The organism is Pseudomonas sp. AM8, assembly GCF_036346475.1.
Classification (GTDB): Bacteria; Pseudomonadota; Gammaproteobacteria; order Pseudomonadales; family Pseudomonadaceae; genus Aquipseudomonas; species Aquipseudomonas marginalis.
Map to the genome: position 1 here is coordinate 293260 of NZ_JAOTNX010000004.1, position 12381 is coordinate 305640.

Consider the following 12381-nt stretch of genomic DNA (forward strand, 5'->3'; position numbering starts at 1 on the left):
GCATATACAACGCGGGCTACCTGATAGCGCTGCGTTATCGTTGACGTTCTTCGCGAGCAAGCTCGCTCCTACATTGCTACGGGAAGCCTCCCACAGTAGTTTTGATTGAATTCCACTTTTCGCAGACTAGTATCGGTTTCTGGTTTTACTCCGGAAAACAAAAACAATGTCTGGGCCCACCCTCTCCCGCTTCATCCTCATCACCTGCATTTCACTGATCAGCTTTTTCCCGATCAATATCCTGCTCCCGTCTTTCCCCGCCCTGTCCGCCCGGTTCGACACGCCCAGCGCAGACATCGCACTGTCCATCAGCCTGTTCACCCTGGTCTTTTCCATCTCCCAACTGCTCGCCGGTCCGCTTTCGGATAAATGGGGGCGCAAGGAAGTCCTGCTCGGCTGTATCACGCTGTCGATCCTCGGGGCGATAGGTTGCGCCATGGCGCCGGATTACCTGACCTTCCTGCTGTTCCGCACGGTCCAGGCCATGGGCTGCGGCTTCTTCGTACTGGGCCATGCACTGGTGGAAGACCTGTTCGACGAACAGGACCGAGCCCGGGTGCGCCTCTATTACATGACCCTGAGCGGCTCGTTTGTCGCGCTGTCGCCGCTGATCGGCTCCTGGCTGCAAACCACCTTCGACTGGCAAGGGAGCTTCTATGGGTTTGCGCTGATGGCATCGGGCATGTTGATCCATGCGCTCTGTATCCTGCCGTCGAAGTCCTCCAGCCCACACCGCGAACCGGTATCCATCATCGGCACACTCAAGGCCGTGGCGCGCAATCGGGACTTCCTGCGCTATTGGTGGATCGCCGCCCTGGTATTTGCCTGCTACTTCGCCTTGATCAGCGTGACGCCGCTGATTTTCATGGATGCGCTGAAGCTGTCCGAATACCAATATGCGCTGGTGCTGATGGTGTACGGCCTGGCCTACCTGCTCGGCGGCGTTGCTGCCTCGTACCTGCAAAAACGCATGGCGCTGTCCCGGCAAATCAATATCGGTCTTGGACTATTGCTCGTCGCGGGTGTGTTGCTGACGTTGATCATTATTTTTGAAGCCATCACCACCTTGACTCTGCTGATCCCGATACTGATCAGCGCCCTGGCCGTCACCCTGGTTCGTCCGGCGGCGATTTCGGCGGCGATGCGGCTGTTCTCAAGGAGCGCGGGCACCGCTGCATCGGCCGGGAACAGCATCATGTTCCTCACGGCCGCCATCAGCAGTGCGGCCTTGGCACAAACCGGAACGCATCTGCTGCTGACCATCGCGGTCAGCTTCATCGTGTTCAGCCTCTGGGGCTGGTTGACTAATTTACGGAGCGGGCACTCACGCTTTCCCCTGTAGGAGCGAGCTTGCTCGCGAAAAACTCATACACGACGCGGGCTACCTGATAGCGCTGCGTTATCGTTGACGTTCTTCGCGAGCAAGCTCGCTCCTACAAGTGAAGGTGCGTCATATCCAGATGGCATCCCATAGCGGGTACTGACCAATGTGCTCGACCAGACCAGCACGCAAAGGATTCGCGACGATATAGCGGGCCATTGCTTTCAAGTCTTCCTCACGACGCAGTGCCCGATCGAAATAGCCTTTTTGCCAAAGCGTCCCGTAGGAACCCCTCGCACTGTTTATCGCGCGGGCACTTCGCGACTTGGTTATTCGCATCAACCTTGGCAAGTCGCCATTGTGCAGTTCGACCAGCCAATGAAAATGGTCAGGCATCACGACCCAGGCCAGCGAGGTAGCCTCACCGTCTTCCTGAGCTTTCCTGAATTCGCTGACGAGCAGGCGACCCGTGCGCCAGTCCTGAAAAATTGATTGTCGTTGGTAGGTAACAGCCGTGATCAGGTACACGCGGCCCGATTCTGAATAGCGCCCGATGCGTAGCCGATAGGCATTTTGTTGCGTGGACATTCCGTCGTCCTCTTCTGTGATTGGAAGAGAAACGGTAGGAGGCACAACATCCAAAGGCCTTTAAACAGTGGTTCTGAATATGTCTTGCCTGTGTAGTAGCGAGGGGGACGCCTAGTTCTTGCTCGCGAAAAACTCATCGGCGACACGAACTACCTGATAGCGCTGCGTTATCGTTTACGTTTTTCGCGAGCAAGAACTAGGCGTCCCCCTCGCTCCTACAGGAAGACGGTGTAGAATCGGCCCTATTCATCGCCAGTCATCCCCCGGCGGGTTTATGAGCTCAAGGCCAATGCGCACGGCGATCCCGTCACGTTTGCGGCAACTTCCGGACACCAGTGCCATTTTTCGGGTGTTCCAGACGTCAATAGAAGCTCACTCCCCTTTGATACCGATTAGCCGCCCGGAGTGCTCCAATGCCTGATTACCGCTCGAAAACATCCACCCACGGCCGCAACATGGCCGGCGCCCGCGCACTGTGGCGTGCCACAGGGATGAAAGATGACGACTTCAAGAAGCCGATCATTGCCATTGCCAACTCGTTCACCCAGTTCGTACCGGGCCACGTGCACCTCAAGGACCTGGGCCAACTGGTCGCCCGCGAGATCGAGCGCGCTGGCGGTGTAGCCAAGGAATTCAACACCATCGCCGTGGACGACGGCATCGCCATGGGCCATGACGGCATGCTGTACTCGCTGCCGAGCCGCGAGATCATCGCCGACTCCGTGGAGTACATGGTCAACGCCCACTGCGCCGACGCCATCGTCTGCATCTCGAACTGCGACAAGATCACCCCCGGCATGCTGATGGCCGCCCTGCGCCTGAACATCCCGGTGATCTTCGTCTCCGGCGGCCCGATGGAAGCCGGCAAGACCAAGCTCGCCTCCCATGGCCTGGACCTGGTCGACGCCATGGTCATCGCCGCCGATTCCAGCGCTTCTGACGAGAAGGTTGCGGAATACGAGCGCAGCGCCTGCCCGACCTGCGGGTCGTGCTCCGGCATGTTCACCGCCAACTCGATGAACTGCCTGGTCGAAGCCCTCGGCCTGGCATTACCGGGCAACGGTTCGACCCTGGCCACCCACAGCGACCGCGAACAGCTGTTCCTGCAGGCCGGCCGCACCATCGTCGAGCTGTGCAAGCGCTACTACGGCGAGAACGATGAGTCGGTATTGCCGCGCAATATCGCCAACTTCAAGGCGTTCGAAAACGCCATGACCCTGGACATCGCCATGGGCGGTTCCACCAACACCATCCTGCACTTGCTGGCTGCGGCCCAGGAAGCCGAGATCGATTTCGACCTGCGCGACATCGACCGCCTGTCCCGCCATGTGCCGCAACTATGCAAGGTCGCGCCGAACATCCAGAAGTACCACATGGAAGACGTGCACCGCGCCGGCGGGATCTTCTCGATCTTAGGCTCCCTGGCCCGTGGCGGCCTGCTGCACACCGACCTGCCGACCGTGCACAGCAAATCCCTGGCCGAAGGCATCGCCAAGTGGGACATCACCCTGACTGACGACGAAGCCGTGCACACCTTCTTCAAGGCTGGCCCGGCCGGTATCCCGACCCAGACCGCGTTCAGCCAGTCGACCCGTTGGGACACCCTGGACGCCGACCGTGAAAACGGCTGCATCCGCAGTGTCGAGCACGCCTACTCCAAGGAAGGCGGCCTGGCCGTGCTGTACGGCAACATTGCCCTCGACGGTTGCGTGGTGAAAACCGCCGGCGTGGATGAATCCATCCACGTCTTCGAAGGCCGCGCCAAGATCTACGAAAGCCAGGACAGCTCGGTACGCGGCATCCTCGCCGACGAAGTGAAAGAAGGCGACATCGTGATCATCCGCTACGAAGGCCCGAAAGGCGGTCCGGGTATGCAAGAGATGCTCTACCCGACGTCGTACCTGAAGTCCAAGGGCCTGGGCAAAGCCTGCGCCCTGCTGACCGACGGCCGCTTCTCCGGCGGCACCTCGGGCCTGTCCATCGGCCACGCGTCACCTGAAGCCGCTGCCGGCGGTGCGATTGGCCTGGTGCAGGACGGCGACAAGGTCCTGATCGACATTCCGAACCGCTCGATCAACCTGTTGATCAGCGATGAAGAGCTGGCAGCGCGCCGGGTCGAGCAGGACAAGAAAGGTTGGAAGCCGGTGGAGAAGCGCCCGCGCAAAGTCACGACCGCCTTGAAGGCCTATGCCCTGTTGGCGACCAGTGCCGACAAGGGTGCGGTACGTAACAAGGCAATGCTGGATGGGCTGTAAGGGCTAACCGCCACACATGAAAATGCCCCGCCGAATGCGGGGCATTTTTATATCCGGATGTAATCAGAACTGCGGCGTGTAGGTCATCGTAAACATCACATTACGCGGATCGCCGTAGTAGTTGCTGCCCCAGTTCGCGTTGTAGGCAGGGATGTAATACTTCTTGTCGAACATGTTGTACAGGTTCGCCGCCACGGTGAATTCCTGATTGATCTTGTAAGCCACCCGTGAATCCCACAGCGCATTGCCCGGCACGCTGAAGGTGCGGTCGTAGGCTTCGGTGCTGCTTTGCGCGGTCACGCCGGCGCCGACACTGAACTTCTGCCAGTCACCCGGCAGTTGGTAATCGCCCCAGACCTTGAGCAGGTGCTTGGGGGTCCAGGTGCTGAAGATCTTGCCTTCGTAGGTGTCGTCCTTGAGGAATTTTGTGGTGTTGTAGGTGTAACTGGAGGCCAGTTGCAGGCCTGGCAGCACTTCACCGCTCAAGGTAGCTTCAAAGCCTTGGCTGCGGACTTTGCCCGAGGCGACCGAGCAGTACCAACCATTGCAGTTCATCGGCCCTTGCAGGTCCTGGACGCCACGGTTTTCCTGGTCGTAACGGAAGATGGCAAACGAGGTGTTGAGGCGACCCTCGGCCAACTCGCCCTTGATGCCCAGTTCGTAGTTTTTGCCTTCGATAGGTTTGAGCAACGAGCCGGAGGTGGTCAGGTTGGTTTGCGGCTCAAAGGCATCGGCATAGCTGGCATAGGCCGACCATTGATCATTCAGGGCGTAGACCAGGCCTGCATACGGCGTGACCTTGCCGGTGGTTTGCGTGGTGCTTTTCTCGGCTGCGTTATACACACCGCCAAACCCGCCCTGGCCTATGTATGAATAGTCATACCAACTGGTGCGTGCACCGACGATCAGGGTCAGCGGGTCCAGGACTTTTACGCGCCAGGTGCCATAGATGCCCTTCTGACGGATGTCATACCAGCTCTTGGAGGCAGCGCCGTCCCTGAACAATTGCGATGCGTCGCGCTGCGGGCGGTTGTGGTCGATGTTGAAGATATCCGCACCGGGATTTGACGCCCGAGCCCACTGGTCATTGGTGGTGAGTTTGGAATAGTTGGCACCCAGCACCATCTCCTGCTGCAAACCCAGCCCCTCGAACTTGCCGTTTACATACACATCGGCGCCGCGGCTCTTGGTATTGAAGTCGGTGATCCAGTCCACGTAGGGCACAGTGCCGCCGCCTACAGGGACGGTGTCCCATGTCGCCTGGTAGGTTGCGTCGTTGTGCTCGTCCATTGCCACCAGCGCCGCTTTCACCTTCCAGTCCTCGTTGAAGCGATGCTCGATATCGGCAAACACCTGGGTCTGGTTGTTGACATTACGGTTCCAACTGGCGCCAACGAAGGTCGAGCGCGACAGACCGATATCGCTGCCATCGGCGTAACGCGGCAGCGACATGAAGTTGGGGCGCGAGTGGCCTTTCTGGTTGCTGATGCCGACGCCGACGGTGGTGTCGGGGCTGAAGTCGTAGTCCACGGCGCCGTAGACTGTCTGATTCCAGCCACCGACGTAATCGACAAACGAATCCGTAGTGTCGTAGTCAGCCACAAAACGGCCGCGCAACGTGCCTTCGGCGTTCAGCGGGCCGCCAGCATCCACTTGGGTACCGTAATGGTCCCATGAGCCCGCCTTGGCGGTGATGGTCACGGTCGGCGCCTGCTGACCGCGCTTGCGCACCAAGTTCATCGTGCCGCCGGGGCTGTTGGCGCCTTGCAGCAAGGCGGCCGGGCCGCGCAGGGTTTCGACGCGGTCGTAGATCGCCATGTTCTCGGTGAGGTAGCTGCCCAGCGTGTAGGTATTACGCGGGATGCCCACACCGTCGTATTGCAGGGTGCCGACTTCAAAACCACGGGAGAAGATGAACATGCCGGGGCCGGGAGATTTGGTCGCGGTCAGGCCGGGCGTGCGCTTGACCACCTCGGAGAGCTTGGTGGTGTTCTGGTCATCCATCTGCTTGCGGGTCATGACGCTGACCGATTGCGGGATGTCCTTGAGCTTTTGCTCGCCCTTGCCCAGGGTCACGGCGCCCGTGGTGTAGGAACCGCTGCCTTCAGTGGTCACGCCCAGGTGTTCGGCGCTGATGGTGGTGGCGCCGACTTCGATGGCAGAGCCTGTGTCCATGCGCTTTTCCAGGGTCACGGTGTCCGCGTTGATAAACGCCGCACTCAGCCCGGTACCGCCGAGCAGTTGCCCCAAGGCTTCGCGCTGGCCGAAGTTGCCTTTGACACCCGGCGACAGCACGCCCTGGGTCAACTCACCCGACACCAGCACCTGAACTCGCGTCACCGCCGAAAACGCCGCCAGCGCACCGTCCAGGCTTTGCCCTGCAATATCGAAACGGTAGGTCTGGGCCTGGGTGGTTTCGGCGGCCTGCAAATACAGCGGCGCAGTGCCACAGGCCATGGAAATGGCCAGTGCCAACAAGGACCGTGCGGCGAATCGATGTGCCATGGATGGTGCTCCCCGGTGCAAAAAGTCTGTGATCGGCGCCGCACTACTTGAGAGTGCTTACTATTTACGCCTCAGTGATCAAGGACGAGTGCCTGGGGAGAAACCCTGAAAGTTTTTTCAAAAAGTTGCGATTACGATGCCTTGCCTTCGCGCAACACCAGTAAATACGGGGTGTAGTGCTCGGCACGCAGGTTGAGGGTGTACTCCAGCGCTTTGATCACGGCTTCGGGTTTGTCGATTTCAAACACACCCGACACCACGCGGTTGCGCAGCGCATCACCTAGCACCAGAGTCTTGCCGGGCCAATAGCGATTCAACTCGCTCACCACTTCCGACAGCGGCTGCTGGCGGAACACCAGTTGCCGTTGGCGCCAGGCAAAGCCGCTGGCCGGGTCGAAAGCATGCACCTCGGCCAGGCGCTGGCCTTGATATTCCACGGCCCGCCCTGGCTCCAGGTACACCGGTTCACCGCTGCCGGCACTGACCTGCACCTTGCCCTGCGCCACCTGCACCCGCGTCTGCGCATCGCGCCGCGCAACGCTGAACTGCGTCCCGACCACCTTCACCCAGCCGTCGCCGGACTGCACCACGAACGGCCGTGTCGGATCCTTGGTGACGTCGAAAAAGCCTTCGCCACGCAGCAAACGGATTTGCCGTTCGCCCCCGCTCAAGCGGATCTGCACCGCGCTGTCGGTGTTGAGTTGCAGGTGCGAGCCGTCGGCCAGTTCGATGCTGCGCGACTCGCCGGTGCCGGTGGCGTAGTCCGCGCGCAGGCGATCGGGCCATGGCGTGTTCTGCACGGTAAGCCCCACGGCCAACAACACCGCCGCAGCACACGCCCAGCGCTGCCAGGCTCGCGCCGGTTTGCGCCAGGCGGCCTGTTCGGCGCGGCGAATCACCCGCGCAGGTTCGCGCAGGCCGCCGAGCATCGCCTGCACTTCCCGCCAGGCGTCATCCTGGGCCGGACCTTGCCCCAGCCAGGCGGCAAAGGCGTCCATGTCGGCCGGCGTCACGTCCTCGGCCTGCAGGCGGAAATACCAGCCGGACGCTTCGTCGAACAACACGTCGGCAGTGGAGGTGGCGGTCATGAGCGACATCCTTGTTCATCGCAGGCAAGCCGCGTCTTGATGTACGCGCGGCATTCAATCAAGGCGCGACGCAGTTGGTATTCCACACTGCGTGCCGTGATCGACAGACGTTCGCCAATCTCGCGATAGGAAAGTTCGTCGACATGATAAAGCAGGAAGATCTGCCGAGTCGCTGGGGGCAACGCCAGGATCGCATCCTGCATCAGTTGTTCCTGTTGGTAGGCGGCTAATTGCTCGTCGGCACCCGGATTGCTGCACGGCAGCTCTTCGCTGGGCTCGCCGGCGTCCAGGCGCTCACGGCGGATGGCCTGGCGCTGGTGATCGCGCACCAGGTTGCTGGCGATGGTGAAGAGGAAGGCTGGGAGGTTGTCGATCTTTTCGCCGCAGTCCATGCGAGCCAGGCGCAGGAACGACTCCTGAGTCAGGTCGGCGGCCACCTGGGCGCTGCCGGTGCGGCGAGTGACGAAGGCTTCGAGGGCTTTCTTCTGCTCCGCGAACAGGCGCGCGATCTGCGAATTCCAGGAGGGCACAGCACTACCTTGAGAAGAACGGAGGGTTCAGGAAGTGCGCACGCTAGCAGAGGATGAGATTGGTTCGCAATTGATATCTATTTTAGGCTGGGTTTTGTAGTGCTATTCAGACAGCCATCGGGGACAAGCCCCCTCCCACCTTTTGATGTGTGAACACCTTAAAAATGTGGGAGCTGGCTTGCCTGGGATGCAGGCGACTCGGTGTTACTGAATCTCGTCAGGCTTGACGATCACCCAGTTCTTGTCCGCCGTCACCGGCAACCCTTCCTTGGCTTGTGCCGCCGCATGCTTGGCGATCATGCCGTTGAGTTGGGTCATGTATTTGTCCTTGCGGTTGATCCACAGGTGGATGCCGCCCTTGGCCACGTCCACATCGTGGAACAGCATGTAGCCGTCGCTGGTCGGCGTATCGCCGCCGACGATTACCGGTTTTTTCCATTCGTCGATGTAGGTGAGGATCGCCGCGTGCTTGCCGGCCATCCAGGTCGCCGGGGTCCACAGGTAGGGGGTCAGTTCCAGGCCGAGGTTGGCTTTTTCGTCGTATTTGCCGGCGGCGATCTGTTTACGTGCGGTGGTCAGTTCGCCGGTGTTGCGGTCCTTGAGCAAGGTCGTCACGCCGATGACATTCTCGGGTTTGACGTTGTAGCCGTACTTCGGATCGGCGGCGACCATGCGCACCAGTTCTTCCGACGCGGCGGTCATCACGTACACCTCGATGCCGTTTTCCATCAGCTTGTTGTACAGCTCGGCCTGGCCGGTGAAGACCTTCGGCGGTTGTACCTCGGACTGCTTGACCACGTCGCCTTCAAAATAGCTGACCGGCACCGGTTTGCCGGAGGCCATCAGTTCATCCACCTGGACCTTGAGTTCCTTGAGGGTAAAGCCGGAAAACACCTGCGCAACCCACGGGTAGCAAACCATGTCGTCGACTTCGCAAAGGCGGTAGTAGTAACTGAACAGACTTTCCTTATGGTCGGCGGTGTCTTTGAACGGCATCAGCTTGAGCGACGGGTCGAGGCTGTCGCGGGTGATCAGGCCCTTGTTTTCCATGTAGGGCAGCAGGGATTCTTCGAGGTCGTAGCGGTAGCTGGTGTTGTCCATGTCGAACACCGCAAAGTTACCCTTGTTGGCGTTGGCGGCGATCATCTCGTTCAGTTGTTTGGCGGCGGGTGCCGGCCAATGTTTCAACTCGGTTGCGGCGAACGCCTGGCTGGCGAGTCCGAGGCAGAATGCGGCGGCTAGTAATTTCGGCGCGAGCTTCATAGGCGTTGTCTCCCTGAGTGAAAGACATGGACGCTAACAAATCCCTGTGACAGTTCCCAACACGAGCACGACGGTGTGCGTCCTGATTCCGTCACGGGCATACGCCAGAGCGTCAAAGCCTTATTCCGAAAACGACAGCTGCCATTCCATATCGGTATTAAATCAATATATTTCAAGCTGTTAGGATTTCCGGTTCGCAATCGCGGGCTCACGCGATTGGCTGCCTTCTCAACGGAGCTTCAATGAATCTGCCCCTGATTCTCAACTTGCTGGTGTTCGTGGCCCTGTTGCTGGGCCTGGCACAAACCCGTCGCACCCACTGGAGCCTCGCCAAGAAGGTCCTGTTCGCCCTGGTCCTCGGCGTAGCGTTCGGTACGGCCTTGCACGCCATTTACGGCGACGGCAACCCCGTGCTCAAAGCCTCCATCGGCTGGTTCGACCTGGTCGGCAACGGCTACGTGCAACTGTTGCAAATGATCGTGATACCGCTGGTATTCGCTTCGATCCTCAGTGCCGTGGCGCGCCTGCATAACGCCTCGTCCCTGGGCAAGATCAGCTTCCTGACCATCGGTACGCTGCTGTTCACCACCGCGATTGCAGCGCTGATCGGTATCGGCCTGACCAACCTGTTCGGCCTCACCGCCGAAGGCCTGGTGGCCGGTACCCAGGAAATGGCACGCCTGCAAGTGATCCAGAGCGATTACGCCGGCAAGGTCGCCGACCTGAATATCCCGCAGTTGCTGCTCTCGTTCGTGCCGGCCAACCCGTTCGCCGACCTGGCCCGGGCCAAGCCGACGTCGATCATCAGCGTGGTGATTTTCGCCGCCTTCCTCGGGGTTGCCGCGTTGCAACTGCTCAAGGATGACGTGGAAAAAGGCCAGAAGGTGCTCAACGCCATCGACACCCTGCAAGCCTGGGTGATGCGCCTGGTGCGCCTGGTGATGAAGCTGACGCCGTACGGTGTGCTGGCGCTGATGACCAAGGTGGTCGCCGGTTCCAACCTGCAGGACATCATCAAGCTCGGCAGTTTTGTCGTGGTGTCGTACCTGGCCCTGGGCCTGATGTTCGTGGTGCATGGCCTGCTGCTGTCCCTGGCCGGGATCAACCCGCTGCGCTTCTTCCGCAAGGTCTGGCCAGTGCTGACCTTTGCCTTCACCAGCCGCTCCAGCGCGGCGGCCATCCCGCTGAGCATTGAAGCGCAGACCCGCCGCCTGGGCATCCCGCAATCCATCGCCGGCTTCGCCGCCTCGTTTGGCGCGACCATCGGCCAGAACGGCTGCGCCGGCCTCTACCCTGCCATGTTGGCGGTGATGGTGGCGCCGACCGTGGGCATCAACCCGCTGGACCCGCTGTGGATCGCGACTCTGGTAGCGATTGTGACCCTGAGTTCGGCCGGTGTGGCGGGCGTGGGCGGCGGCGCGACCTTTGCCGCGTTGATCGTGCTCCCGGCCATGGGCTTGCCGGTGTCACTGGTGGCGCTGCTGATTTCCGTGGAGCCGCTGATCGACATGGGCCGTACGGCGCTGAACGTGAATGGTTCGATGACGGCGGGGGCAATTACCAGCCAGATCATGGGGCAGACGGATAAAGCGTTGTTGGATGCGGATGAGCATGGGGCGTTGGCGCAGGCCTGACGGAATAAGCTAGCAGGGACCTCAGTCCCTGCTAGCTCGAACGATCAGCAGCCTTTCGGTAAACCTCATCACGCTCACGCTTATCGACAGCCACGACAAACACCGTGATCTCCTGATCAATGACTTGATACACCAACCGATAGCCGCTGCTGCGCAGCTTGATTTTGTAGCAATCGGGCAAGCCATGCAGACGGCTGGCTTCAATACGTGGATTGTTCAGGATCTCAACCAGCTTCTTTTTAAACTGTTGACGAACGGTATCGCCCAGTTTGTGCCATTCCTTCAAAGCCCGTGTATCGAAATCCAGCTCATAGGTCATCCAGTGAGACCTTCACCCGCTGAGGCGCAGCCAGCCGCTCCCGAACGGTTGCCAACAATGCCTCATCATCTTCAGTCATGAGGACAGGCTTGAAAGGTAACTGACCGCGCTCTGCCACGTACTGCAAGGCTTGACGCATTAATTCCGATGGGGTGACGCCGAGCTTTTCCAGCTCGTGATAAGCACGAGCCTTAAGATCGTCGTCGATACGTACGTTGATAGAAGCCATGGGGCAGCCCTCATTGTAAAGACATTGGTCATTACAGTGACGCATCGAGGCTTCTTTTGCAAGTCTGACTAATCTGGTGCCATTCAGGCCTTTTCCCAAACCTCAAAACTGTACGCCGGCTTGTCCCCTTCCGCCGGATTCTCGACGTTCGACACCAACTTCCACTGGCTCGCATCAAACGCCGGAAACCACGCATCCCCCTCCGGGCTCAGCGCCACGCGCGTCAGGTACAGGCGATCCGCCTGTTCCAGCCCCTGCGCATACAACTGCGCACCGCCGATCAGCATCAGCTCATCCGCGCCCTGCTCCAGCGCCCAGGCTTCAGCCCGCGCCACGGCGGCATCGAGTGACGGAAAAACTTCCGCACCTTCCAGCGCCAGGTCGGTCTGACGGCTGACCACAATGTTCAAGCGCCCCGGCAGCGGTCGACCCAGGGAGTCCCAGGTCTTGCGCCCCATGATGATCGGCTTGCCGAGCGTGGTGGCCTTGAAATATTTGAAATCCCCCGGCAAATGCCAGGGCATGCTGTTGTCGACGCCGATCACGCGGTTTTCACCGAGGGCTGCGATCAGGCTTAAAGGGAGAGTTTTTTTCATGGCGACGAGAATACCAGAGCTACGAACCAGCGGTTATGCTCCAAGCTCACTTG

General features: G+C 60.1%; 11 protein-coding genes. 3 read left to right on the plus strand and 8 right to left on the minus strand.

Annotation, left to right across the window (positions count from 1 at the left end; genetic code table 11):
• Nucleotides 1-166 precede the first annotated feature (166 nt).
• Entirely contained in the window at nucleotides 167-1342 is a 1176-nt protein-coding gene (locus V3W40_RS13085) for an MFS transporter (RefSeq protein WP_065946527.1), read from the plus strand.
• 108 nt (nucleotides 1343-1450) lie between these two features.
• Here V3W40_RS13085 and V3W40_RS13090 read toward each other — a convergent pair whose 3' ends face one another.
• Entirely contained in the window at nucleotides 1451-1909 is a 459-nt protein-coding gene (locus V3W40_RS13090; RefSeq protein ID WP_065923869.1) for an REP-associated tyrosine transposase, read from the minus strand.
• A gap of 413 nt (nucleotides 1910-2322) precedes the next feature.
• On the opposite strand from V3W40_RS13090, the gene ilvD reads away from it, so the two are divergent.
• The gene (ilvD, locus tag V3W40_RS13095) at nucleotides 2323-4164 is read left to right on the plus strand and encodes a dihydroxy-acid dehydratase (protein ID WP_027606118.1); all 1842 of its coding nucleotides are present in this window, start codon (nucleotides 2323-2325) and stop codon (nucleotides 4162-4164) included.
• Between the two features lie 63 nt (nucleotides 4165-4227).
• Here the strand turns inward: ilvD and V3W40_RS13100 are convergent, their stop codons facing one another.
• The 4 genes from V3W40_RS13100 to V3W40_RS13115 form a co-directional block, all read right to left on the minus strand.
• Entirely contained in the window at nucleotides 4228-6669 is a 2442-nt protein-coding gene (locus V3W40_RS13100) for a TonB-dependent siderophore receptor (protein ID WP_330215129.1), read from the minus strand.
• A 131-nt stretch (nucleotides 6670-6800) separates the two neighbouring features.
• The gene (locus V3W40_RS13105; RefSeq protein ID WP_330215130.1) at nucleotides 6801-7757 is read right to left on the minus strand and encodes a FecR family protein; all 957 of its coding nucleotides are present in this window, start codon (nucleotides 7755-7757) and stop codon (nucleotides 6801-6803) included.
• Nucleotides 7754-8287, minus strand: a complete 534-nt coding sequence (locus tag V3W40_RS13110) for an RNA polymerase sigma factor (protein WP_065923872.1) — start codon at nucleotides 8285-8287, stop codon at nucleotides 7754-7756. Before V3W40_RS13110 ends, V3W40_RS13105 begins: the two co-directional genes overlap by 4 nt.
• A 204-nt stretch (nucleotides 8288-8491) precedes the next feature.
• Nucleotides 8492-9550 carry a hypothetical protein gene (locus tag V3W40_RS13115; protein WP_027606122.1) on the minus strand — a complete coding sequence of 353 codons (1059 nt, stop codon included), beginning with the start codon at nucleotides 9548-9550 and terminating at the stop codon, nucleotides 8492-8494.
• Nucleotides 9551-9792: 242 nt separating this feature from the next.
• On the opposite strand from V3W40_RS13115, the gene V3W40_RS13120 reads away from it, so the two are divergent.
• Nucleotides 9793-11184, plus strand: a complete 1392-nt coding sequence (locus V3W40_RS13120; protein ID WP_065923874.1) for an L-cystine transporter — start codon at nucleotides 9793-9795, stop codon at nucleotides 11182-11184.
• A 31-nt stretch (nucleotides 11185-11215) separates the two neighbouring features.
• On the opposite strand, the gene V3W40_RS13125 is transcribed toward V3W40_RS13120, so the two are convergent.
• The 3 genes from V3W40_RS13125 to V3W40_RS13135 all read right to left on the minus strand — a co-directional run bounded on the left by V3W40_RS13125 (nucleotide 11216) and on the right by V3W40_RS13135 (nucleotide 12328).
• The gene (locus V3W40_RS13125) at nucleotides 11216-11503 is read right to left on the minus strand and encodes a type II toxin-antitoxin system RelE family toxin (RefSeq protein WP_065946530.1); all 288 of its coding nucleotides are present in this window, start codon (nucleotides 11501-11503) and stop codon (nucleotides 11216-11218) included.
• A complete protein-coding gene (locus tag V3W40_RS13130) occupies nucleotides 11493-11732 on the minus strand; it encodes a type II toxin-antitoxin system RelB/DinJ family antitoxin (RefSeq protein ID WP_033897026.1) in 240 nt (79 codons plus the stop codon). Before V3W40_RS13130 ends, V3W40_RS13125 begins: the two co-directional genes overlap by 11 nt.
• An 83-nt stretch (nucleotides 11733-11815) precedes the next feature.
• Nucleotides 11816-12328, minus strand: coding sequence for a dihydrofolate reductase (locus V3W40_RS13135; protein WP_065946531.1), 513 nt, complete (start codon nucleotides 12326-12328; stop codon nucleotides 11816-11818).
• Nucleotides 12329-12381: the final 53 nt, after the last annotated feature.